21 protein-coding genes and 5 tRNA genes are annotated in these 22,786 nt (G+C 59.4%); 5 read left to right on the top strand and 21 right to left on the bottom strand.

The window, feature by feature from the left end:
• Positions 1-145 precede the first annotated feature (145 nt).
• The 4 genes from flgA (at position 146) to ACZ5WQ_RS01395 (ending at position 2,571) form a co-directional block, all read left to right on the top strand.
• Positions 146-742 carry a flagellar basal body P-ring formation chaperone FlgA gene (gene flgA / locus ACZ5WQ_RS01410; RefSeq protein ID WP_464382979.1) on the top strand — a complete coding sequence of 199 codons (597 nt, stop codon included), beginning with the start codon at positions 146-148 and terminating at the stop codon, positions 740-742.
• A gap of 141 nt (positions 743-883) precedes the next feature.
• On the top strand, positions 884-1,210 hold the full coding sequence (gene flgM, locus ACZ5WQ_RS01405) for a flagellar biosynthesis anti-sigma factor FlgM (RefSeq protein ID WP_228247276.1): 327 nt from the start codon (positions 884-886) through the stop codon (positions 1,208-1,210).
• Between the two features lie 80 nt (positions 1,211-1,290).
• Positions 1,291-1,749, top strand: coding sequence for a flagella synthesis protein FlgN (locus ACZ5WQ_RS01400; RefSeq protein ID WP_464382978.1), 459 nt, complete (start codon positions 1,291-1,293; stop codon positions 1,747-1,749).
• 162 nt (positions 1,750-1,911) lie between these two features.
• On the top strand, positions 1,912-2,571 hold the full coding sequence (locus tag ACZ5WQ_RS01395; RefSeq protein ID WP_464382977.1) for a flagellar brake protein: 660 nt from the start codon (positions 1,912-1,914) through the stop codon (positions 2,569-2,571).
• Here ACZ5WQ_RS01395 and ACZ5WQ_RS01390 read toward each other — a convergent pair.
• Both ACZ5WQ_RS01390 and ACZ5WQ_RS01385 read right to left on the bottom strand, forming a co-directional pair.
• On the bottom strand, positions 2,568-3,899 hold the full coding sequence (locus ACZ5WQ_RS01390; RefSeq protein ID WP_464382976.1) for an MFS transporter: 1,332 nt from the start codon (positions 3,897-3,899) through the stop codon (positions 2,568-2,570). The genes ACZ5WQ_RS01395 and ACZ5WQ_RS01390 overlap by 4 nt on opposite strands.
• Positions 3,900-4,042: 143 nt before the next feature.
• A tRNA-Arg gene (locus ACZ5WQ_RS01385) sits at positions 4,043-4,119 on the bottom strand.
• A gap of 330 nt (positions 4,120-4,449) precedes the next feature.
• Here ACZ5WQ_RS01385 and ACZ5WQ_RS01380 point away from each other — a divergent pair.
• Entirely contained in the window at positions 4,450-4,773 is a 324-nt protein-coding gene (locus ACZ5WQ_RS01380; RefSeq protein ID WP_233049306.1) for an Arc family DNA-binding protein, read from the top strand.
• 99 nt (positions 4,774-4,872) lie between these two features.
• On the opposite strand, the gene ACZ5WQ_RS01375 is transcribed toward ACZ5WQ_RS01380, so the two are convergent.
• The 19 genes from ACZ5WQ_RS01375 to ccoM form a co-directional block, all read right to left on the bottom strand.
• Complete coding sequence (locus tag ACZ5WQ_RS01375; RefSeq protein ID WP_228247281.1) at positions 4,873-6,009, bottom strand: sodium ion-translocating decarboxylase subunit beta; 1,137 nt, start codon at positions 6,007-6,009, stop codon at positions 4,873-4,875.
• Between the two features lie 11 nt (positions 6,010-6,020).
• Entirely contained in the window at positions 6,021-7,796 is a 1,776-nt protein-coding gene (gene oadA / locus ACZ5WQ_RS01370; protein ID WP_464382975.1) for a sodium-extruding oxaloacetate decarboxylase subunit alpha, read from the bottom strand.
• 53 nt (positions 7,797-7,849) lie between these two features.
• Entirely contained in the window at positions 7,850-8,107 is a 258-nt protein-coding gene (locus tag ACZ5WQ_RS01365; protein ID WP_088276722.1) for an OadG family protein, read from the bottom strand.
• A gap of 186 nt (positions 8,108-8,293) precedes the next feature.
• Positions 8,294-9,733, bottom strand: coding sequence for a magnesium transporter (gene mgtE / locus ACZ5WQ_RS01360; protein WP_228247283.1), 1,440 nt, complete (start codon positions 9,731-9,733; stop codon positions 8,294-8,296).
• 166 nt (positions 9,734-9,899) lie between these two features.
• A tRNA-Arg gene (locus ACZ5WQ_RS01355) sits at positions 9,900-9,976 on the bottom strand.
• 97 nt (positions 9,977-10,073) lie between these two features.
• Positions 10,074-10,150, bottom strand: a tRNA-Arg gene (locus ACZ5WQ_RS01350).
• A 98-nt stretch (positions 10,151-10,248) separates the two neighbouring features.
• Positions 10,249-10,325 (bottom strand) — tRNA-Arg (locus ACZ5WQ_RS01345).
• Between the two features lie 95 nt (positions 10,326-10,420).
• A tRNA-Ser gene (locus ACZ5WQ_RS01340) sits at positions 10,421-10,511 on the bottom strand.
• 59 nt (positions 10,512-10,570) lie between these two features.
• Positions 10,571-10,756, bottom strand: coding sequence for a carbon storage regulator CsrA (csrA, locus tag ACZ5WQ_RS01335; RefSeq protein ID WP_083724804.1), 186 nt, complete (start codon positions 10,754-10,756; stop codon positions 10,571-10,573).
• A 161-nt stretch (positions 10,757-10,917) separates the two neighbouring features.
• On the bottom strand, positions 10,918-12,153 hold the full coding sequence (locus tag ACZ5WQ_RS01330; RefSeq protein WP_228247588.1) for an aspartate kinase: 1,236 nt from the start codon (positions 12,151-12,153) through the stop codon (positions 10,918-10,920).
• A gap of 71 nt (positions 12,154-12,224) precedes the next feature.
• Entirely contained in the window at positions 12,225-14,846 is a 2,622-nt protein-coding gene (gene alaS, locus ACZ5WQ_RS01325; protein WP_464382974.1) for an alanine--tRNA ligase, read from the bottom strand.
• A 240-nt stretch (positions 14,847-15,086) separates the two neighbouring features.
• On the bottom strand, positions 15,087-16,097 hold the full coding sequence (astA, locus tag ACZ5WQ_RS01320; protein ID WP_338213015.1) for an arginine N-succinyltransferase: 1,011 nt from the start codon (positions 16,095-16,097) through the stop codon (positions 15,087-15,089).
• 1 nt (position 16,098) lies between these two features.
• Positions 16,099-17,118 (bottom strand): arginine N-succinyltransferase, encoded by a 1,020-nt coding sequence (locus ACZ5WQ_RS01315; protein WP_228247590.1) that lies wholly within the window; start codon positions 17,116-17,118, stop codon positions 16,099-16,101.
• Positions 17,119-17,136: 18 nt separating this feature from the next.
• Complete coding sequence (locus tag ACZ5WQ_RS01310) at positions 17,137-18,306, bottom strand: aspartate aminotransferase family protein (RefSeq protein ID WP_464383681.1); 1,170 nt, start codon at positions 18,304-18,306, stop codon at positions 17,137-17,139.
• 108 nt (positions 18,307-18,414) lie between these two features.
• Positions 18,415-19,407: a GlxA family transcriptional regulator gene (locus ACZ5WQ_RS01305; protein WP_464382973.1), complete on the bottom strand. Its 993-nt coding sequence runs from the start codon at positions 19,405-19,407 to the stop codon at positions 18,415-18,417.
• A 193-nt stretch (positions 19,408-19,600) separates the two neighbouring features.
• Positions 19,601-20,788, bottom strand: coding sequence for a thiolase family protein (locus ACZ5WQ_RS01300; RefSeq protein WP_228247593.1), 1,188 nt, complete (start codon positions 20,786-20,788; stop codon positions 19,601-19,603).
• A gap of 192 nt (positions 20,789-20,980) precedes the next feature.
• Positions 20,981-21,793 (bottom strand): SDR family oxidoreductase, encoded by an 813-nt coding sequence (locus ACZ5WQ_RS01295; RefSeq protein WP_228247594.1) that lies wholly within the window; start codon positions 21,791-21,793, stop codon positions 20,981-20,983.
• Positions 21,794-21,971: 178 nt separating this feature from the next.
• Positions 21,972-22,586 carry a tRNA-uridine aminocarboxypropyltransferase gene (locus ACZ5WQ_RS01290; RefSeq protein ID WP_464382972.1) on the bottom strand — a complete coding sequence of 205 codons (615 nt, stop codon included), beginning with the start codon at positions 22,584-22,586 and terminating at the stop codon, positions 21,972-21,974.
• 59 nt (positions 22,587-22,645) lie between these two features.
• Positions 22,646-22,762: a cytochrome c oxidase subunit CcoM gene (ccoM, locus tag ACZ5WQ_RS01285; protein WP_276530406.1), complete on the bottom strand. Its 117-nt coding sequence runs from the start codon at positions 22,760-22,762 to the stop codon at positions 22,646-22,648.
• Positions 22,763-22,786 lie beyond the last annotated feature (24 nt).

The raw sequence follows: 22,786 nt of genomic DNA, 5'->3' as shown, positions 1-22,786 counted from the left end.
GGACATCACCCAACTGTTTGTAGGTAATTGTATGCGTTTTATCACCGGGTGCGCGGTATTGGCGATATTTTTTTCCGCCCCCACACAGGCAAACCCGCTCATTGACCAACTTATCGGCGTGACCAGCCAATATCTTGAGCAGCAAGTGAGCGATTATGCGCAGACCCTGGGCGGCGACCCGCGCCATGAGGTTCGCATCAACAGGCTCGATCAGCGCCTGCGCCTGCCGATATGCGCCGAGGACGCCCTTTCGGCTCGCCTGGAGAGCCCGGACATCCCGATCGGCCGGGTCACCGTCAGGGTAACCTGTGACGGTCCTTCCCCCTGGCGGCTGTTTGTGCAGGCCCAGGTCAGCCTCTACCAACAGGTAGTGGTAAGCAGCCGCCCGTTATCACGGGGCGGCGTCATCGGTGCGCAGGACATTCGCCTGGCCGAGCGTGATACCGGCCTGCTGAACAGCAATTACCTGCTCGACCCGGCCCAGGCTATAGGCATGCAGCTCAAGCGCAACGTCAGCGCCAATACCGTCCTGAGTCATACCCAGCTGGAGCAGAATCGGCTGATACAGCGTGGCGACAAGGTAGTCATCAGCGCCGGCAACAGCAGTGTCAACGTTCGGATGCCTGGAGAGGCGCTGGAAGATGGTACACTCGGCGCCCAGATTCGCGTGCGTAACACGCGCTCCAACCGGGTCATAAGGGCCCGGGTAACCGGCCCTGGACAGGTAGAAGCAGGAATGTGATCATGCACGGCAACAGCGTTTTCCGCTTGCCGGGCGCTGCCTCTCACGCCGTGACGGTCTTCACACTATTTTTTCCTAAAGTTTTCCTTCCGGCTGCCGTTACAGCGGCTAGAGAAGATTTTACAGTTTGAGGAATTCATCATGGTCATCGACTTCAACTCGCCCAACGGCCCGAATGGCGCCGGTCGCAGCAGCCAGGCTGGCGGTGCGGCAGGCAAGCGTGAAGCAAGCTCGGTCAGCGAGTCTGGCACTCAGGCTGCGGCTAGCCAGGCCAAGTCGACAGAGAGCACTTCATCAGTCAACCTGAGCGCTCAGGCCCAGCAACTGCAGGCCATCGAAGAGAAGCTGCGCGAGCTGCCCGAAGTGGATAACGAGCGTGTCAGCCAGATCCGGCAAGCCATTGCCGATGGCAGCTACAAGGCTGACAGCAGCCGTATTGCAGACAAACTGCTGAATCTGGAAAGCTGATAGCCAGTAGTCAGACATCGACACTGGCTGTACTCTTCGACTAACCCCGCCAAGGGGCAGCCTCGGTCAGGAGATAAGCCATGCACCCACTGCAAGAACGCTTCGAGTCGGCGGAACAGGACTGCCAGCACTATCTGGACCTGCTTGAACAGGAACGCGACGCCCTGACCCGGCAGGACATGGCCATGCTCGAGCCCCTGCTAGCCCAGAAGCGCAGCCTTGCAGACGCGCTGGTTGTTCACGACCAGGCAATCAGGCACTACTGTCAGACCCACAACATTTCGCAAGATCAATTGGCCGCCCACATCGAACAGGCGGGCGACCCCCAGCTCCAGCAGGGCTACCAGCAGTTCCTTGAGGTGCTGGCCAATTGCAAGCAGGCCAATGATCGCAACGCCCGCCTTGTTCACCACAGCCAGCACAGCACTCGCACCATGCTTGATCTGCTGCGCAATCAGGGCGAACCGGGTAGCGGCATCTATGATCAACTCGGCAATCGCAGCCGCTCCGGCATTACTCGAAACCTGAGCAAGGCCTGATCACGAATATCATTGCCGCCAACCTCGCGGTATAGTTGTGCCTGCTGTTACGAATCATAACGAGAAGCCGACGTGTCCAACCTGTTTTCACAAGAAACCGGCCCCCAGCCGCCCAGAGAGGTGCGCGCCCCCGTTGAGATAATTTCTCTGCTACGTACCCTGATGCGGGCTCGAGACGCGCTGACCATCAGCTTCACCGACCGGGCACAAAAATTTCAAAGTTTTATCGTCAACGTCGATGCCGACAAGGGAACGATGTGGATTGACGAAATGATCCCCCGCGAGGGCGACCGCTACGCCAGTCAGGGCGAATCCTTCAGGATTGATGCCTGGCATGAAGGCATACACATGCGCTGGAGCTGCCCGGGCGCCAGTAAGGTCATGCTTGACGACGCTCCTGCTTACGCCTTTGCGCTGCCGGACGAGCTGATCTATCACCAGAAACGCGGCGCCTTCCGTGCCAGCGTGCGGCGTACTGCCGATATTGCCGTTGAAATAGCCGCTCCCGACCGGGATCGGCGCTTCACAAGCTACCTGATGGACCTGTCTGCCACCGGCTGCAAGGTGCGCCTGGAGGGCGACCGGAGCAAATCACTGAAGCCAGGAGAAGAGTACAGCAGCAGCGTGCTCCATCTGCCTGACGTCGGCCGTGTCAGTGTCACCGTTGAAGTTCGCCACGTCGTATTCCGAGAGGAAGCCAACGAAACCCACGCCGGCCTGATGTTCAAGCTGCAATCCGCGCAGGCCCAGCGCAGCATCGACCGCTTCGTCAACTATCTCCAGCGCGAAGCGCGCCGTCTCGAGAAGGAAGACCTGTTCTAGCCAGGTCGATGATCATCCTGATCAGCGTCGAGCCCGGAGTCTGCTGCCGCAGACTCCTCGACCACCACCTCGTCCTGCATCTGCTCGATTACCGCACTCTCCTCCACCCGGGGATCAATTGCGGCTGCCAATGGGGAGCTGGCCAGGTTGCCGGCCGCCGGCATGAACTGCAGCGGCGCGGCCTCCACGAGATGATCGCCGGTGACTGCGGCAGACCGCACCCTGAAGACCAGAATGGCACTGCAGGCAGCCATAAATACGTAAAGCATACCGGGGCCCAGCCACTTCATAAGCCCTGAACTGACCAGCGGCCCCACGCTCGCACCCAGACCAAAGGTCACCAGCAACATCGCCGACAGCGGCACCCGATCATCCGGCTCAACATGGTCATTGGCCAGCGCCACAGCCATGGGATACAGGGTAAACACCATCAGGCCGAATATCGCCGTCATGAAAATCAGACCGCCGGCCGGCATCAGACCAATCGCCATGACCACCGACACTGCGGTCAGCGCCATCGCACTCACCTGAATCAACTGGCTGCGATCAATCCGATCGGACAGCCAGCCGGCAGGCCATTGCGCCGCCAGCCCGGCACAAATGGTCACCGCCATGAACATACCAATTTCCGATGTCGGCAGCCCCATAGACTTTGCGTATACAGGCGCCATACCGTAAAACGCCCCCATCATCAGCCCCGCGACACCGATAGTGGTCAGCGCCTGAGGAATACGCTGCAGAAACAACCTCGCCTTCAACGGCGCAGGGCGCAGCGGTGCAGGGTGGATCTGCCGGGTGGTAGCGACAGGCACCAGGCAGAGCGAAAAGCACATGGCGACATACAGCAGATGATCCAGCGAAAGCTCCGGCTTGATAGCGAAAACCACTTGCCCCAGCACCAGACCAAGGTAAGTCACCACCATATAGCTGGCGAATACCATGCCCCGCTGATGCGACTCGGACTGCTCGTTCAGCCAGCTTTCCAACACCATGAACTGGCACATCATGGCCATGCCCACCAGCACCCGCAGCCCAAGCCACACAATCACATTGTCAAACAGCGCGTGGCACAGTACCGACGCCGTCACCAGCCCGGCACCGGCAACAAAGGCGCGAATATGACCAACCCGGGCGATTAGACGGTGACCAACCGAAGCCCCCATCACCAGGCCGCCGTAATAGCCCGTCATCAACAAACCGATCCACAGTTCGCTGACGCCATTGGCTGCCAGTGTCAGGCCCAGGTAAGTGCTCAGCAAACCGCTGCCAAGCAGCATCAGCAGGGTGGCGAAATACAGTGAAGAAAAGGCGGTCAGTGCGCGAGGCATGCAGGCTCCCGTTACAATCCCTGAAGATAACTAGCCGGCAACAATGCCAGCTAAACGCAGAATAGTCGACCCATCGGCAAAGGCAGGGTTCCCGAGCCGCCGGATCGCGGACCGGGCCAGGCAGCAATCAGGGGAAAGGAAGATGGTGCGCGAGCCCGGATTCGAACCGGGGACCTACCGCTTAGGAGGCGGTTGCTCTATCCAGCTGAGCTACAAGCGCAAATACGTCGCAGGTGATGTCACAACCTGTTGAATTTAATCGAGAGTTCGAGATATTACCTGAAGCATACCTGGCATTTCCAGCGCAACGCTGGCAAAACCGAAGCAATAGCATAGTGCCATTCGTCGTAAACCCGTCACATTTCATAGACATTTTTTGTCACCCTATAGCCTGAAACGCAAAAAAAAGGTCTACTAGGGCACCAATAGAAAAAATGTTGTCTATAACGATTGTATTCGGACAACCCATGGCCCTGGCCGCGCTTTTCCGCATTGATCTGCGGCACTTGGCCAGCATCGATTTTTTCAGCCAAGCGATTATCATTGCCCCATGAAAACAGCTACCCAACAGTACACCAGCCGAACCGCCGACAAGTTCGTGGTTCGTCTACCCCAGGGAATGCGTGACCGCATTGCAGATGTCGCCAAGCAACATCACCGCAGCATGAACTCGGAGATCATTGCGCGACTGGAACACAGCCTGCTGGATCTGCCGACGCTCCCTGAACAAAACCAGCCCTCGCGCAAGATGCTCAACGCACAGGATACGGAAGGCCTCAGCCAGCACGAACGCGAGCTGCTGACGCACTTCCGAGACATGAGCCGACGCCAGCAAAACGCCTTGCTGGCGCTGTTGGCCAACGAACAGGCCTGATTACAGTCCTGGCCTCTGCGCACATCTGATTCAGCGCAGCAAGCGCCAACAAAAAACCCGCTCAATGAGCGGGTTTTTTATTTCCAGCCAAAGCAGCGATCAGCCAACAAAGTTGAGCAGGATGCCTGCCGCAACCGCAGAGCCGATTACACCCGCCAGGTTCGGACCCATCGCATGCATCAACAGGAAGTTCTGCGGATTGGTCTCCAGACCTACCTTGTTGGATACACGGGCAGCCATTGGCACCGCAGACACACCGGCAGAACCGATCAGCGGGTTGATCGGATTCTTGCTGAACAGGTTCAGCAGCTTGGCCATCAACACGCCAGCCGCAGTGCCCGCACAGAACGCGACCATACCCAGCACCAGAATGCCAAGGGTCTTGAGCTGCAGGAAGGACTCCGCAGACAGCTTGGAGCCAACGGCCAGACCCAGGGCGATGGTAACGATGTTGATCAGCGCATTACGGCTGGTATCCGCCAGGCGCTCGACCACACCGCACTCTCGCATCAGGTTACCAAAGCACAGCATGCCTACCAGCGGCGCTGCATCGGGCAGCAGCAGGGCAACCAGCATCAGCAGCAACAGCGGGAAGATGATCTTCTCGGCCTTGCTCACCACACGCAGCTGGGTCATCACAATGCCACGCTCTTTCTGGCTGGTCAGCGCGCGCATGATCGGGGGTTGCAGCAGCGGGACCAGCGCCATGTAAGAGTAGGCAGCAACCGCAATCGGGCCCAGGAGATCTGGCGCGAGCTTCGAGGTCACGAAGATCGAGGTCGGACCGTCCGCACCACCGATGATAGCGATGGATGCGGCTTCCTTCATGGTGAACTCGAAGCCGGGAATCCCTGCAGCAGTCAGTGCCAGCGCACCCAGCAAGGTGCCGAAGATCCCGAACTGCGCAGCGGCACCGAGCAGCAGCGTGCGCGGATTGGCCAGCATCGGACCGAAGTCGGTCATTGCACCTACACCCATGAAGATCAGCAGCGGGAACACGCTGGTCGGCAGACCGACTTCATAGATCATGTGCAAGATGCCCGAACCTTCGGCCATGTTGGCGACCGGCAGGTTGGCCAGGATGCCGCCAAAGCCGATCGGAATCAGCAGCAGCGGCTCAAAACCCTTGCGGATGGCAAGATAGATCAGACCAAAGCACACCACGATCATCACTGCCTGACCCCAGGCCATGTGATAGATACCCGTGGTCTGCCACAGTTGGAGGAGCTTATCCATTAATCTCCCCCTTAACCGATGGTCAGCAGCGTGTCGCCGACGGCTACTGCGTCGCCAACCTTGACGTTAACGGAGACCACACTGCCGCCGCGAACGGCGCGCACTTCGGTTTCCATCTTCATCGCTTCCAGGATCATCACAACGTCACCCTCTTCGATCTGATCGCCCGGAGCAACCAGAACCTTGAAGATGTTTCCGGACAGCGGCGCACCCTGCGGCTCGCCGTCGCCGGCGGGTGCAGTAGCAGCGGCAGGAGCAGCTGCATCGCCCAGCGGCTTGATACCGGAAATATCGCCACCCTCGGTGACCTGGACAACATATTCCTTGCCATTGACGCTAACGGTGTAGGCCTCAGGACCCGCCGACTTGGCGCCTGCCGGCAGCTCGTTACCGGTCGGTACCGGCTCGAATGCATCCGGGTTACCGCGGTTTTCCAGGAACTTGAGACCAATCTGCGGGAACAGGGCGTAGGTCAGAACGTCGTCGATTTCATTTTCGGCAAGCTTGATCCCCTTCTCGCTGGCCAGGCCCTTGAGCTCGGCAGTCAGCTTGTCCATTTCCGCTTCCAGCAGGTCTGCCGGACGGCAGGTGATGGCTTCGGCACCATCAAGAACGCGAGCCTGCAGCTCGGCATTGAACGGCGCCGGCGCTGCACCGTACTCGCCCTTGAGCACGCCTGCGGTTTCCTTGGTGATGGACTTGTAACGCTCGCCGGTCAGAACGTTGATGACCGCCTGAGTGCCAACAATCTGTGAGGTCGGTGTTACCAGCGGGATGAAGCCCAGGTCTTCGCGCACGCGCGGAATCTCGGCCAGAACAGCGTCAAACTTGTCGCTGGCGCCCTGTTCCTTCAGCTGGTTTTCCATGTTGGTCAGCATGCCGCCCGGCACCTGAGCAACCAGAATGCGGGAGTCTACGCCCTTCAGGTTGCCTTCAAACTTGGCGTACTTCTTCCGCACTTCACGGAAATAGGCGGCCACTTCTTCCAGCAGCTCCAGGTTCAGACCGGTATCACGCTCGGTATTCTGGAAAATTGCGACCACAGACTCGGTCGGCGAATGACCGTAGGTCATGGACATCGAGGAGATAGCAGAGTCGACGTTATCAATACCCGCCTCGGCTGCTTTCATGATCGCTGCAGTCGACAGACCGGCAGTGGCGTGGCACTGCATATGCACCGGGATACTCAGGGTCGACTTGAGCTGGCTGACCAGGTCAAAGGCAACATAAGGGTTCAGAATGCCGGCCATATCCTTGATGGCAATGGAGTCGGCGCCCATATCTTCGATCTGCTTGGCCAGGTCCACCCACATCTGCAGGGTATGCACCGGGCTGGTGGTGTAGGAGATGGTACCTTGCGCGTGCTTGCCCTGCTTCTTGACGGCCTTGAGCGCCGTCTCCAGGTTACGCGGATCGTTCATCGCGTCGAATACACGGAACACGTCGACGCCGTTGACGGCCGCGCGCTCAACAAACTTCTCGACTACGTCGTCAGCGTAATGGCGGTAGCCCAGCAGGTTCTGACCGCGCAGCAGCATTTGCTGACGGGTATTGGGCATAGCCTTTTTCAGGGCGCGAATACGCTCCCACGGATCTTCGCCCAGATAACGGATACAGGCATCGAAGGTCGCGCCGCCCCAGGATTCAACGGACCAGAAGCCTACCTGGTCGAGCTTGCCAGCGATGGGCAGCATGTCATCAAGGCGCATGCGGGTCGCCAGGATGGATTGGTGTGCATCACGCAGGATGACATCAGTAATGCCCAAAGGCTTTTTGGTATCGGTCATAGTGTCATGGCCTTTATTTGATTTTTAATGGTGAAAACCGCGAAACGGATGAATCAGGAGCGTTGACGCGCACGGTGCTGCTTGATGGCAGCGCCAATGGCGGCAACCACATCGGGGTCTACACTGGCTGGAGCAGCGCTCGCCTTCTTGCGTACCGGCTTCGGCGCGGGCAAGGCTTCAGGGAAATAACGCGACAGAATGACCGACATGATGCTGGTACAGGCAACCAGCAGAATAAGGAAACTGAAGACGGCCCCCATCCCGAGGAGCATCAGCTCAACGCCTTCAAGAACCAGGTTATTAGAATCCATTTTCTCTCCCGCAACTCTGGGCATGGTTAATCCATGCTGCTTATATAGCTGGCATAACGTCAGTGGGTGCTTGGCAGATCAGGCTGTCTCACGACAGTCCTCCCACACGAAAAAACGGCCTAATGTATCCTGATGTGACATTTTAGGCAATCAAAGCGACACACCCTGGAGAGAAAGACAATTGCACTAAAGCAGAAAGACCGTGGCAAGGCCGAGGAAGATAAAGAAGCCGCCGCTGTCTGTAATTGCGGTAATCAGTACGCTGGAGCCCAGCGCGGGATCTCCGCCCAGGCGCAGCCTTATAAGGGGAATGAATACCCCCATACAAGCCGCCAGCAGCATGTTCAGCGTCATCGCAGCCATCAGCACAACCGCCAGCGGCACGCTGCCGTAAAGCAGCAGAGCTATGGCAGCCAGCACCACACCCCAGAACAGGCCATTGATCAGGGCAACGCCTGCCTCCTTGCGCAGAAGACGACGCCCATGCGCAACCTGCACCTGGCCGGTGGCGATCCCGCGCACAATCATGGTGATGGTCTGATTGCCCGAGTTGCCGCCAATGCCCGCCACAATAGGCATCAGCGCCGCGAGGGCAACCAATTGTTCAATGGCGTTTTCGAACAGACCAATGACACGCGAGGCAATCAGCGCAGTACAGAGGTTTACCGCCAGCCAGGCCCAACGGTTACGGACCGACTTCCAGACCGATGCAAAGATATCTTCTTCTTCGCGCAGACCGGCAGCATTGAGCACCTCCGCTTCGCTCTCTTCCCGGATATAGTCGACCATCTCGTCGATGGTCAAACGCCCACAAAGCCGACCGAGATTGTCGACCACCGGCGCCGAGACCAAATCATAGCGCTCGAACGCCTGCGCCGCATCACCGGCGTCATCGGCCGGATCAAAGATCACCGGATCATCAGACATGACGTCGACAACCAGCGCATCCGGAGAACTGACCAGCAGCTTCTTGATCGGCAGCACGCCCTTGAGCAGACCTTCGGTATCGACTACGAACAACTTGTCGGTATGGTCTGGCAGCGCATCAAACCGACGCAGGTAGCGGCTGACCACCTCCAGGCTGACATCATCACGGATGGTGATCATGTCGAAGTCCATTAGCGCGCCGACCTGATCCTCATCATAGGACAGCGCCGACTTCAGGCGATCGCGCTGCTGCGCATCCAGACTGTCCATCAGCTCACGGACAACGTCGCGCGGAAGGTCAGGCGCCAGATCCGCCAATTCGTCCGCATCAAGGGTGTTGGCAGCCGCGATGATCTCGTGGCTATCCATGTCGGCGATCAGGGTTTCACGAACCGCGTCGGACACCTCGAGCAGAATGTCCCCATCGCGCTCGGCCTTGACCAGTTGCCAGACGGCCAGACGCTCATCCAGCGGCAAGGACTCAAGAATATAGGCAACGTCTGCCGGGTGCAGCTCATCAAGCTTGCGCTGCAGCTCGACCAGGTTCTGCTGGTGAACCAGATGCTCAACCAACTCCTGATGCTGCCCCTCCTGCTTGTGCACCAGATCCTCGACCAGACGATGACGACTCAACAGCTCCTGCACCTGCTCGAGGCGATCCTGCAGGCTTTCCGGCGACTTTCTGTTGATATCCGACATGGCAAGGCTTCCTGACCCGCCCGCAGCGGGCGTTTACCAATCGACGCCTCCCGGCAGCAGGAGGCCACAGCGATATGAAAACAAAGCCTATCAGGCTTTGTCCCCGAGCTCAGCCCTACTTTCGTGACGGCAAAAAAAACCCACTGAAATCAGTGGGTTTTCTGTATGGCGCACTCGGGAGGATTCGAACCTCCGACCGCTCGGTTCGTAGCCGAGTACTCTATCCAGCTGAGCTACGAGTGCGTTGAGGGGGCGCATTATAAGCGCTTTTTCTAGCATGTCATCCGCCATGTTGGCGGCTAACATAAAAAAACCCGCTGAAAGCAGCAGGTCTTCTATATGGCGCACTCGGGAGGATTCGAACCTCCGACCGCTCGGTTCGTAGCCGAGTACTCTATCCAGCTGAGCTACGAGTGCGTTGTGGGGGCGAATTATACGCATTTTTTCCGCCTTGTCACCTCTAACATCGATGTACAGACGAAAAAAAACCCACTGAAATCAGCGGGTTCTTTATATGGCGCACTCGGGAGGATTCGAACCTCCGACCGCTCGGTTCGTAGCCGAGTACTCTATCCAGCTGAGCTACGAGTGCGTGTGGGGGCGAATTATAGGCTCTTTTCCTACATCGTCAAATATTTTCTTTTGAATTCAAAAGCTAACGTCTGACAAAGCCTGCAATTCATAAAATGGCGGAGAGGGCGGGATTCGAACCCGCGATACCCTTTTGAGGTATACTCCCTTAGCAGGGGAGCGCCTTCGGCCTCTCGGCCACCTCTCCGAACACGCGGGGAATATTACCCGCGCGATTTTATTATTGCAACGAAAAACTCAATAAAATTAGTTATTTGGTTCTTCGTCCTTTTCTTTCTGGATGCGCTGGTAAATTTCCTCGCGGTGAACCGCGACTTCTTTAGGCGCATTGACGCCGATACGTACCTGGTTGCCTTTGACACCCAGAACAGTCACGGTCACTTCATCCCCTACCATCAGGGTCTCACCGACCCGTCGAGTCAGAATCAGCATTCCATTTCTCCTTGCTAATGATCAGGACACAGCTCTGCAAAAAACCGGCTAAAAGCCTGACGCAACCCGGACAGCAGGCAACGCAGGCGGACACGGCAGCCAGAGACCGTGCCCTTGCAGCGGGCCGTATCAGGCAGCCCGCCTATCCTCGGCAATACCTGTCAGGCATCACTGGAGGCAGGAGCATCCAGCCCGAACGCGGTATGCAGCGAACGAACTGCCAGCTCAAGATACTTCTCATCAATAACGACCGAGACCTTGATCTCGGAGGTCGAAATCATCTGGATGTTGATTCCTTCCCTGGCCAGCGCCTCAAACATGCTGCTGGCGACACCTGCGTGCGAGCGCATGCCGACACCCACGATGGAAACCTTGGCGATCTTGTCATCCGCCGCCACTTCGCGTGCGCCGATCTCAGCCGCCACCTGCTTAAGGATAGCTTCTGCCTTACGGAACTCATTGCGATGTACGGTAAAAGTAAAGTCCGTGGTGTTATCCATCGACACGTTCTGCACGATCATGTCGACTTCGATATTAGCTGCGCTAACCGGACCGAGGATCTTGAAGGCGACGCCGGGGGTGTCCGGCACGCCGCGAATGGTCAGCTTGGCTTCGTCACGATTGAACGCAATACCGGAGATGACGGGTTGTTCCATTGATACGTTGTCCTCAAGGGTAATAAGGGTGCCAGGGCCTTCTTTAAAACTGTGCAGCACTCGAAGCGGCACTGCGTACTTGCCGGCGAACTCGACCGAACGAATCTGCAAAACCTTCGATCCGAGGCTGGCCATTTCCAGCATCTCTTCAAAGGTAATGCGATCCAGACGCCGGGCGCACTCTACGACCCGCGGATCGGTCGTGTAGACACCGTCTACATCAGTATAGATCTGACACTCATCGGCCTTGAGCGCAGCCGCCAGGGCAACCCCGGTGGTATCGGACCCGCCACGCCCCAATGTGGTAATCGCACCGGTCTCATCTGCACCCTGGAAACCGGCAACGATGACAACGCGACCTGCAGCCAGCTCGGCACGCATGCGTGCATCATCAATCTGCTGGATACGCGCCTTGCCGTGTGCACTGTCTGTCAGGATACGCACCTGCGGACCAGTCATTGAGACCGCTTCCACACCGATCGCCTTCAGCGCCATGGCCAACAGACCAATGGTGACCTGCTCACCGGTGGAAACGATCACGTCCATCTCGCGCGGATCCGGATCAGCCTGAATCTGTTTGGCCAGATCGATCAAACGATTGGTTTCACCACTCATGGCGGATACCACCACAACCAGATCGTCGCCACGCTCCTTGAAGCCCTTGATTTTCTCGGCGACCTGCTGGATTCGCTCCACGCTGCCGACCGAGGTACCACCAAACTTCTGGACAATAAGCGCCATTTTGCTACGTCTATCCTCACCCAGAGGCCGGTTCCCCGACCATTGCACCAGCGCTCAGCCGAGCGCTGCCCTTATTGCTGCCCGACCCAGCTGACGGCGTCGACGAGGGCCTGATCCAGCGCCGCGACATCAGTGCCACCGCCCTGCGCCATGTCCGGGCGCCCACCGCCCTTGCCGCCGACTGCCTGCGCCGTGGTACGAATCCAGTCACCCGCCTTGAGCTGGCTGGCCAGATCCTTGGTTACACCGGCGACCAGTACGACCTTGCCGTCGCTCTCGCCGCCCAGCAGGATCGCCGCCGAACCGAGCTTGTTCTTCAGCTGGTCTACCAGCGCCATAAGCCCCTTACCGTCCTGACCGTCAACCCGCTGAACCAGCACCGTGCGACCGCCAATCTGTTGCGCTGCTGCTGCCAGATCCGAGCCCGCTGCGCTGGCAGCCTTGGCCTTGAGCTGATCAACTTCCTTTTCCAGCTGGCGACTGCGCTCTACCAGCGCCGCCAGCTTATCGAGCATATTGTCGCGACTGCCCTTCACGGTAGCAGCTGCTTCGCGCAACCGCTCCTCGGTATCGGCAATCCAGGCCAGCGCACCGGTGCCAGTCACCGCCTCGATGCGACGCACGCCAGAGGCAATACCGCTTTCTGCGGTGATCTTGAACAGACCGATATCACCCGTGCGCGATACGTGGGTACCACCGCACAGCTCGACGGAGAAGCCGTTGCCCATGGTCAGTACGCGCACCTGGTCACCATACTTCTCGCCAAACAGAGCCATCGCGCCCTTGTTCTTGGCCGATTCGATATCAGTGACTTCCACACCAACGACGGAGTTCAGGCGAATCTGCTCGTTGACCCGGTCTTCCAGAGCACGCAGTTGCTCGGGCTTGATCGCTTCATAGTGACTGAAGTCGAAGCGCAGGCGCTGACTGTCGACCAGCGACCCTTTCTGCTGAACGTGATCACCCAGCACCTCGCGCAGCGCAGCATGCAGCAGGTGAGTTGCCGAGTGATTCAGCGCGGTGGCCTGACGCACGCCGGCGTCGACCGTGGCTTGCACCTCTTCGCCGGCACGCAGAGTGCCTTGCTGAACGATGACATGGTGCAGATGGGCATTACCCGCCTTGGTGGTATCCGACACCTCGGCGCGCAGGCCGGGGGCCGACAGATAACCGGTGTCACCAACCTGGCCACCGGATTCGGCGTAGAACGGGGTCTGATTCAGCACGACCACACCCTTGTCGCCTTCGTTCAGCACCTCGACCGGCTCGCCGTCGCGGAACAGCGCCACAACAGTGCCCTGCCCTTCGGTACCTTCGTAGCCCTGGAAACGGGTTTCGATATCCACCTTGACCAGGGCGTTGTAATCCAGCCCGAACTGACTGGCGGAACGCGCGCGCTCGCGCTGCGCTTCCATCGCTGCCTCAAAGCCGGCCTCATCGATGGTCAGATCGCGCTCACGGGCGATATCACCGGTCAGGTCAACCGGAAAGCCGTAGGTATCGTACAGCTTGAACACAACATCGCCGGGGATCTCGCTGCCTTTCAGCTCGGCCAGATCCTGCTCGAGGATGCGCAGGCCCTGATCCAGAGTCTTGGCGAACTGTTCCTCCTCGGTCTTGAGCACCCGTTCGATATGCGCCTGCTGGGTCTTGAGTTCAGGGAACGCCTCACCCATCTCGGCAACCAGCGCCGCAACGATCTTGTGGAAGAACACGCCCTTGGCGCCCAGCTTGTTGCCGTGACGGCAGGCGCGACGGATGATGCGGCGCAGCACATAGCCACGACCTTCGTTGGACGGCAGTACGCCGTCGGCAATCAAAAAGCTGCAGGAACGAATATGGTCTGCCACTACTTTCAGTGACGCGGCATTATCCTGCGGGCAGCCGATAGCTTCGGCCGCAGCAGCCAGCAGGTTCTGGAACAGATCAATCTCGTAGTTGGCATGCACGTGCTGCATGACCGCGCTGATGCGCTCCAGCCCCATGCCGGTGTCAACGCTCGGCGCCGGTAGCGGGTGCAACTCACCGTCGGCGGTGCGATTGAACTGCATGAAGACGTTGTTCCAGATTTCGATATAACGATCACCGTCCTCTTCCGGCGAGCCCGGCGGGCCACCCCAGATATCGGCGCCATGGTCGTAGAAAATCTCGGTGCAGGGACCGCAGGGTCCGGTATCCCCCATCGCCCAGAAGTTGTCGGACGCGTAGGGCGCGCCCTTGTTGTCGCCAATACGCACCATGCGCTCGGCCGGCACACCAACTTCCTTTGTCCAGATATCGTAGGCTTCGTCATCGCTGGCGTAGACCGTGACCCAGAGCTTTTCCTGCGGCAGGTTCAGCCACTTGTCCGAGGTCAGAAACTCCCAGGCGTAATGTATGGCGTCACGCTTGAAGTAATCGCCAAAGCTGAAGTTACCGAGCATCTCAAAGAACGTGTGGTGACGCGCGGTATAGCCGACGTTCTCCAGGTCGTTGTGCTTGCCGCCTGCACGCACACACTTCTGGCTGCTCGTGGCGCGGGTGTAGGCGCGCTTCTCAAGCCCGAGGAAGCAGTCCTTGAACTGGTTCATGCCGGCGTTAGTGAACAGCAGCGTGGGATCGTTTGCCGGGATCAGCGAGCTGGAGGCAACGCGGGTGTGGCCCTTTTCTTCAAAGAAACGGAGGAAGGATTCACGGATGTCTGCGCTTTTCATAATTCCCTTACCAGAGACGGGTCGGCCAGCTGAACGTCGGGAGCATGTCGCGATCTGCGCCGCGTGGAGAGGTTGCCCCGAAAAGAGCGCGCAATCTGGCAAAGAGCCGCATTATATAGGCATCAGAGCGCACTATGCATTAACTGCTCCGTTGATATTCACTATGGCAACCATAGATTTCGACCCGCCGCAGGGCCAGCCAGTTCAACAACGGAGCGTGATGGGCAAGCCGGCGCCAGCTCAGCCTGTCAGCGAAACCGCTCTGACCAGCGTGCCTGCACGCAGTTTGAGTCGCTCGGCGGACTCGGCAGCAACCACCAGCGTTCCGGCTGCCACCCTGGCTGGCGCGGAAATCATGCGGCAGTTTTCCCGCCCCCGATTGGAAACAAGATAGGGTTGCGCCTCATCCCCCGGCGTACCGATCGCCAACAGCAGAGTGCGGCTGTCGCGTATCGCACGAATCTGGCCGCGCTGCGCTTCCAGCGTAGCGCCACCGTCAAAAATGTCGATGTAGCCCTGATAGCGCATGCCCTCTTCTTCCAGCACCAGCCGACCAGCCTCCGAATCAGGATGCACCTGGCCAATCGCATCACGGGCAGCCTGACTGAGAAAGCAGGCGTAGAGCGGAAATTTGGGCATCATTTCGGCAATAAAGGCCTTGTTGCCGATACCGGTCAGGTAGTCGGCACGGGCAAAATCCATCCGGAAGAAGTGCTGCCCCAGGCTGTCCCAGAAGGGTGATCGCTCATCGGCGTCGGAAACGCCGCGCATCTCGACTACCACGCGCTCGGAGAACTCCTGTGGTGCATCTGCCATAAACATGAAGCGCGCCTTGGACAGCAGCCGCGGGAAGTCACCGCAGCGAAATTCCGGCACCAGAAAGTAGGAGCACAGCGCCGTCGCGCCGGTCAGGTCATTGACCAGGAACAGCGTCGGATGCTGCCGATACACGCCCAACTCGCTGCTGGCTGCGACAGTCAGCCCCATCCGGTAGCTGTACCAGGGCTCGCGCAGACCGGCCGCACCCAGCATGCCACTGGACCCGACAATACGGCCGTCCGGGCCTTCCATGACCAGCAGATAATCGGCATCGGCCTGCATCGCGGCACCGGCGAAACTGCGCTCGATCTGAAGCAGCCGCTCATGCAGCCTTTCTTCGCTGGCAGGCAGAGAGGTCAGGCCGCCTCCGGCACTGGTTGCCAGCGCCACAAGCCCTTCAAGATCCTGCTGACAGGCTGCTCTTACCAGCATTTCAACCTCCCCTGACCAGGCGCAGCTGATCGCCAGTGGCCACCTTGAGTGCCTGCGCCGTCAATGCAGACAGAACAACCGGCGCGCCCGGCTGCCAATCCATATGCAGGGCACAGGCACGAAAATCGCCTACCCTGGTATTGGCAACCAGCCACAAGGTGTCGCCCTCTTGCGGCTCACCAAGCTCAACGACCGCCAACTCGCTGTGACGCACGGTCTTGAGCAACGCCGTCTTTGCATGCACGACCGGGCCGCCATCGAAGATGTCAACGTAGTTGTCGGTCTCAAAACCTTCGTCCATGAGGATGTCAAACACATCCTGAACGGATGGATTCACCTGCCCTATCACTTCCTGCGCCTCGTCCGACAGCATGGGCACATAGATCGGATAGCCCGGCATCAGCTCCGCCAGATAGCCCCGCCCGCGCTCGCTGCCGATGCGCTCGGCCTCGGCATAGCTGACAGCAAAGAAGTGGCGGCCGACAGCGTCCCAGAACGGCGCGTGACCTTGCTCATCACTGATGCCAACCACCTCTACCGAGGTCGACTCGGCAAACCGCTGCGGATGACTGGCCATGAACAGCAGGCGCCCGCGCGCATTGAGTTCCATTACGTCGGGCTGATGGTATTCGTCAGACAGGTGATACCCCACCAGCAGACTGTGCCCGGTCAGGTCATGGCAGAGCGACAAAACATGGATGCGGTTGTGCAGCCCCAGCTCGCGCGAGGCATGCACAAACATTTCGTTGCGGAACGTGTAGAACGGCGAGCGGAAGCCGGACGCGGCGATAATGCCGCTGCACCCGGCCAGCACACCGGTTTCGGTGTCTTCAAGCACGAAGAAGTAGCGCTCCTCGCCGCTGAAAACAACGCCCTCAGCCATGGATGCTTCGGATGCGCCAAGGATTTCAGCCAGACGCTCGCGACTGGCGGGCAACGCACTCACCCCAACCGGGCTGGCCGCCGCCAGGCGTTCAATCTGAGGCAGGTCCGCAGCCCTGCCCAAGCGCAGCATCAGCATCCACTTACCTCCCGAGGTCTAGCCGACCATCCGCCGCAGAGCAGCACGCAAGCGTGCCATGCCTTCGGCCATATCCGCTTCGTCGATAATCAGGCTCGGCGCCAGACGCACTACATCCGGACCAGCCTGTAGCACCAGTACACCCTCTTCCTGCGCCAGCGCCTGAACATCCTTGGCCCTGCCCTTGAAGCCGTCGCTCATCACCGCGCCCAGCAGCAGACCGCTGCCGCGCACCGACGAAAACACGCCAAATTCACGCCCCATTGCCTCAAGCTCGCCACGCAGGCGCTCATGACGCTGCTCGACACCACCGAGCACCTCAGGGGTATTGACGATATCGAGCACCCGCTCAGCAACCGCGCAGGCCAGCGGGTTACCGCCGTAGGTGCTGCCATGGGTACCGACCGCAAAATGCTCGGCGATGGCCGAGGTAGTCAGCATCGCCGAAATCGGGAAGCCGCCGCCGAGACTCTTGGCGCTGGTCAGAATGTCGGGCGCCACGCCGCTGTGCATGTAGGCAAACAGCTTGCCGGTGCGCCCCATGCCGCTCTGCACCTCGTCAAACACCAGCAGCGCGTTGTGCTTGTCACACAGCGCGCGCACGGCCTGCAGATACTCGGCACTGGCCGGAATCACACCACCCTCGCCCTGCACCGGCTCAAGCACCACGGCGCAGGTCGCATCAGACATGGCGGCTTCCAGCGCCGCAATGTCCTGGTACGGCACATGGCTGATACCACCCATCGCCGGACCGAAACCTTCGGAGTACTTGGGCTGGCCACCGACGCTGACGGTAAACAGCGAGCGCCCGTGGAAGCTGTTGGTACAGGCGATAATCTGATGCTTCTGCGCGCCGCCGGTATTGTGCCCCCAGCGACGCGCCAGCTTGAACGCGGCCTCGTTGGCCTCGGCACCGGAGTTGGCGAAGAACACCCGCTCGGCAAACGTCGCCTGCACCAGCTTGTCAGCCAGGCGCAGCGCCGGCTCATTGGTCATGATATTGGAGACGTGCCACAGCTTGTGCGCCTGCTCGGTCAGAGCCTCGATCATCGCCGGATGCGCATGCCCCAGCGCGTTGACCGCGATGCCACCGGCCAGGTCGACGTATTCTCGGTCCTGCTGATCCCAAAGGCGCGAGCCCGCGCCGCGAACCGGAACCATATTCACCGGTGCGTAATTGGGAACCATCACCCGATCAAAATCGGACCGACCGACCGTTGCTGACACTGTCATCTCCTTTCTCTTCAATGGCGCCCCAACCGGGTGCGCATAAATATGAATCCGCCGGCGGCGAACTCAGTTGTCTTTGGCTGACCCCTCGGCAGCCTGCTGCGCGCGCCGCTGGTTACGATCTTCCCGCGGTGTGACGCCGAAACAATTACGATAGGCACTGGAAAAATGCGGCCCGGACGAAAAGCCGCAGGACAACCCTATCTGAATGATGGATTTGCTGGTCTGCAGCAACATCTGGCGCGCCCGTTTCAGGCGCAGCTCAAGGTAATACTGCGACGGTACGCTATTAAGATACTGCTTGAAAATCCGCTCCAGCTGGCGCCGTGATACGCAGACGTGACGCGCAATTTCGTCAGTCGTCAGCGGCTCTTCAATATTCGACTCCATGAGGATCACGGCTTGCGTCAGCTTCGGATGACTGCTGCCCAGCCGATTGCGCAACGGCATGCGCTGACGCTCGCTGCCATCGCGCGTCCGCTCGATTACCAGGTCCTCCGCAACCAGCGCTGCCAGATCCTGCCCCTGCTCCTGCGCGACAATGGCCAACAGAAGATCGGTGCCGGCCTGCCCGCCGCTGCTGGAGCACACCTGAGCTTCACGCGTAAACAACTGGGTGACTGCCTCAACCGCGGGGAAACGCTCACGAAACTCGTCAACCATTCGCCAATGAACCGCGCATTGCCCACCGTCAAGCAATCCAGAGGCGGCCAGCGCCGCAACACCGCCCTCCAGACCGCCGATCAGCACACCCTCGGACTGCCATTGCTGCAGCCGTGGCGCCAGCCAGTCGGGCAACTGATCGGACGCCGACAGATGTTCAGCCACCAGCCACAGCTGGGCGAAGCCGGGTGCACACTGCTCGAGGGGAGAGGGCTGGAGCAGCAGACCATCTGCAGCGCGCATTGACTGCTCATCCAGGGTGCAGCATTCAATCTGGTAGCACAGTTCCTCAGCCATACGATTGGCCGACAGCAGGACCGACAGTGCCGGCATCAGACAGCCGGGGTGGGTGCCGGGCAGGAGCACGAAGACAACCCGGCGCAGCTCAGTGGCCATGATTACCCATCTCGTGCAGCAGCTCGCTCAGAAGCGTCACCGGACGTATTCCGTCTCAACATTAAAACCCGTATTGTGCCACAAGGGTTTGTACCGCACACCGTAACAGTAGCGTTAAATCTGCAACAAAAAAGGCGCCTGTCCCAAAGGGCAGGCGCCTTTCCCCGCAGGGCCGCTTGCGCGGCCCCGCAGATCAGCCGCGATAGGCTTCGAACAGGCCGGTTGCACCCATGCCACCGCCAACACACATGGTGACGATGCCATAGCGCTTGCCGCGACGCTGCAGTTCGCGGACCAGATGGCCGACCTGACGGGAGCCGGTCATGCCGAACGGGTGACCAATGGAGATGGAACCGCCGTTGACGTTGTACTTCTCGTTATCGATCTTCAGGAAGTCACGGGCGTACAGGCACTGGGAAGCAAAGGCTTCGTTCAGCTCCCACAGATCGATATCGTCAACAGTCAGGCCACGGGCTTTCAGCAGCTTCGGCACCGAGTAGACCGGGCCGATGCCCATTTCGTCAGGCTGGCAGCCGGCAACGGTGAAGCCACGGAAGTAAGCCAGCGGCTTCAGACCCAGTTCCAGCGCCTTGTCCAGACTCATGACCAGCGTCATGGAAGCACCGTCGGACAGCTGCGAAGCATTACCGGCAGTCACGGAACCGTCTTCGGCGAAGACCGGCTTCAGGCTGTTCAGGCCTTCGATGGTCGTGTCCGGGCGATTGCAGTCGTCGGCATCAACAACGCCATCAACGATGCTGATTTCACCGGTGGCCTTGTCCTGAACCTGATATTTGACCGCCATAGGTACGATTTCGTCATCGAACAGACCTTCAGCCTGGGCACGGGCAGTACGCTGCTGGCTCTGCAGCGCGTAGGCGTCCTGCTGCTCGCGGGTCACGTTGTAGCGGCGCGCAACGATTTCGGCGGTCTGACCCATCGGGTAGTAGATGCCCGGGAAGTCTTTTTCCAGAATCGGGTTCACAAAGTGATCGGTATTGCGGCTCTTGGCGGTCAGAGTGATGGACTCAACACCACCGGCAACGATGGCATCGGAACAACCGGATGCAACCTGGTTAGCCGCGATGGCGATAGCCTGCAGGCCGGAGGAGCAATAGCGGTTCAGGGTCATACCGGCAACGTCGATACCCATTTTGGACAGAACAGCAACGTTACGACCGATGTTGTGGCCCTGAGCACCTTCGTTGGAACCTGCACCAACAATGCAGTCGTCGATCATCTTCGGATCAACACCAGTGCGCTCCAGCAGGGCATTGACGCAGTGGGCAGCCATGTCATCCGGGCGGGTCATGTTGAATTTGCCACGGAAGGACTTGGCCAGGCCAGTTCGTACACTGTCGACGATTACGACTTCACGCATTGCGATACCCTCATTTCTTGCCGATGGATTGGGACGACCCAGCCGTCCGGAGGCCGACAAGAATAAAGGCGTCACAACGCAGGGTAAACACAATAGGCAGGCGTGATAAAACGCTATTTGGCAGCGAACACCCGTCAGCAGCCGGCGATCAGGCGCCATACTGCTGACAGATGCCGCATTGCAGGGCGCGAATCAGCCGGCTTGCAGGCGCTTGGCAGCGAGGCGGAACATCTCGTCGTAGATCACCTGCGGATTGGCGCGTTTCTGCTCCAGCGCCAGACGACCACGCTCATGCGGCAGGATCATGAACTGATCAGCCTCACTTTCACGGTAGGTAATGTCAGCCACCTCGGCCGCGCTGATCGGCGAGTTCTGCAGCAGCTTGGCCATATCGTCGCGCGCTTTACTGTCAGGCCCGTGATAGGACTCCAGCAGATTGGTCTGAAAGAAAGACGGACACACTACGCTGACCTTGATACCCAGCGGGTGCAACTCGGCCAGCAGGCTCTCCGACAGCGCCACAACGCCGGCCTTGGCGACGTTGTAATTACTCATACCCGGGGTCTGAATGTGCGCTGCCATGGAGGCGATATTGATGATCCGACCGTGACCCTGCTTCATGAAAACCGGCATGAATGCCTTGCAGCCCTTGACCACGCCCATCAGATTGATGCAGATCTGCGAATCCCAGTCCTCCAGCGACAGGTCCCAGAACATGCCGCCGGACGCAATGCCGGCGTTGTTGATCAGGACATCAACCCCCTGCATGCGCTCTTCGCAGCTTTGCTCCAGCGCAGCAAGCTGACTGAAATCACGCACATCGCAGCGCTGGGTGAACGCCCAGCCGCCGGCAGCCGTTGCCATTCGCCGCGTTTCTTCCAGCCCGGCGTCATTGATATCGGCGAGGGCCAGACGAGCCCCCTCACGCGCGTAGCGCAGCGCCAGTTCGCGACCCAGGCCACTGCCCGCACCGGTAATCACGACCCGCTGTCCTGTTGTTTGCATGTGTTCCCCTTATCTGTCACCAGACGGTGCTGATACGACTGTTCTTGTTGTTTTGTTACGGACTGTAAGTCTGTCGTTCGCAGTCTAGCGAGCGCACGGGGCTAGCGCGGCAAATAACACGGATAATAAAAGTCGTGAATGGACAGCTCTAGGGAAGCATTGATCCGTCGCGCCGGCTTTACTGGCGATCGCGGTAATTGCGCTGGTAGCGTTGTTCGCCCATTGCGCTGATCTGACCGTCGATCAGCGCCTCGAACGGAGCGAGCAGCCGATCGCGTTCAAATCCGGTGTGCAACAGCGACAACGCCTCGGCGCCGGCCTCGATGGTGGACAGCGCATCGGCACGGGGTGCCTTGCGCAGGCGATATCGGCTGCTCAGACCTGAAGCAAGCCGGACCTGCGGCAGCGATTGCAGAATCGGATTGAGATACAGCAACTTGCGCGCCTTGCGCCAGGTGCCGTCGAGCAGGATCAGGCGCCGCGGGCGCGTGTCGCGAGCAACACTCAGTTCACGGGCATCCGGACCGGGAAACAGCAGCTCATTGCGCCAGCGGGAATCACTCAGACGCCTGACCCAATCGGGATGATCCGCCAGTGACTCGGTGACCAGCAAGTGCGCATTAACCAGACCTGCAACCAGCAGGCGGGCGGTATTGAGGGCGTGGGAGGCTTCATCCGGATGCTGAATCACCAGCACCTGGGTATCGGGCCACAGCCTGGGAATCAGGTGACACAGGCAGTGGCTGAGCGGACGCGCACAGGTCTTACAGCGCGGACGAGAACCTTGGGGCATCACGGGCTACCAGCATTACACGGCAGGCCATTATGCCCCAGTCAGCAACACCAGGCAGATCACTGGTTTTTCTTTTTGTGCGCATCGCGCCAGATGAACAGACCAACACCGCCCAGAAAGGCAACCATCAGACCGACAGTAATCACACCAGCAATGACCGCTTCATCAACGTACATAAGGCACCTCCTGCGTTTTCAATG

This window comes from Halopseudomonas sp. T1L2 (assembly GCF_055397385.1).
The sequence above is the reverse complement of the archived record's forward strand: the minus strand, read 5'-3'. Positions and strand labels throughout refer to the sequence as shown.

Bases quoted from the DNA above. Each gene is read 5' to 3' on its own strand.
- flgM (WP_228247276.1), top strand. From the start codon at position 884: ATGGTCATCGACTTCAACTCGCCCAACGGCCCGAATGGCGCCGGTCGC.
- ACZ5WQ_RS01400 (WP_464382978.1), top strand. From the start codon at position 1,291: ATGCACCCACTGCAAGAACGCTTCGAGTCGGCGGAACAGGACTGCCAG.
- ACZ5WQ_RS01395 (WP_464382977.1), top strand. From the start codon at position 1,912: ATGCGGGCTCGAGACGCGCTGACCATCAGCTTCACCGACCGGGCACAA.
- ACZ5WQ_RS01390 (WP_464382976.1), bottom strand. From the start codon at position 3,899: ATGCCTCGCGCACTGACCGCCTTTTCTTCACTGTATTTCGCCACCCTG.
- ACZ5WQ_RS01380 (WP_233049306.1), top strand. From the start codon at position 4,450: ATGAAAACAGCTACCCAACAGTACACCAGCCGAACCGCCGACAAGTTC.
- ACZ5WQ_RS01375 (WP_228247281.1), bottom strand. From the start codon at position 6,009: ATGGATAAGCTCCTCCAACTGTGGCAGACCACGGGTATCTATCACATG.
- oadA (WP_464382975.1), bottom strand. From the start codon at position 7,796: ATGACCGATACCAAAAAGCCTTTGGGCATTACTGATGTCATCCTGCGT.
- ACZ5WQ_RS01365 (WP_088276722.1), bottom strand. From the start codon at position 8,107: ATGGATTCTAATAACCTGGTTCTTGAAGGCGTTGAGCTGATGCTCCTC.
- mgtE (WP_228247283.1), bottom strand. From the start codon at position 9,733: ATGTCGGATATCAACAGAAAGTCGCCGGAAAGCCTGCAGGATCGCCTC.
- csrA (WP_083724804.1), bottom strand. From the start codon at position 10,756: ATGCTGATTCTGACTCGACGGGTCGGTGAGACCCTGATGGTAGGGGAT.
- ACZ5WQ_RS01330 (WP_228247588.1), bottom strand. From the start codon at position 12,153: ATGGCGCTTATTGTCCAGAAGTTTGGTGGTACCTCGGTCGGCAGCGTG.
- alaS (WP_464382974.1), bottom strand. From the start codon at position 14,846: ATGAAAAGCGCAGACATCCGTGAATCCTTCCTCCGTTTCTTTGAAGAA.
- astA (WP_338213015.1), bottom strand. From the start codon at position 16,097: ATGCTGGTAAGAGCAGCCTGTCAGCAGGATCTTGAAGGGCTTGTGGCG.
- ACZ5WQ_RS01315 (WP_228247590.1), bottom strand. From the start codon at position 17,118: ATGCTGATGCTGCGCTTGGGCAGGGCTGCGGACCTGCCTCAGATTGAA.
- ACZ5WQ_RS01310 (WP_464383681.1), bottom strand. From the start codon at position 18,306: ATGGTTCCCAATTACGCACCGGTGAATATGGTTCCGGTTCGCGGCGCG.
- ACZ5WQ_RS01305 (WP_464382973.1), bottom strand. From the start codon at position 19,407: ATGGCCACTGAGCTGCGCCGGGTTGTCTTCGTGCTCCTGCCCGGCACC.
- ACZ5WQ_RS01300 (WP_228247593.1), bottom strand. From the start codon at position 20,788: ATGCGTGAAGTCGTAATCGTCGACAGTGTACGAACTGGCCTGGCCAAG.
- ACZ5WQ_RS01295 (WP_228247594.1), bottom strand. From the start codon at position 21,793: ATGCAAACAACAGGACAGCGGGTCGTGATTACCGGTGCGGGCAGTGGC.
- ACZ5WQ_RS01290 (WP_464382972.1), bottom strand. From the start codon at position 22,586: ATGCCCCAAGGTTCTCGTCCGCGCTGTAAGACCTGTGCGCGTCCGCTC.
- ccoM (WP_276530406.1), bottom strand. From the start codon at position 22,762: ATGTACGTTGATGAAGCGGTCATTGCTGGTGTGATTACTGTCGGTCTG.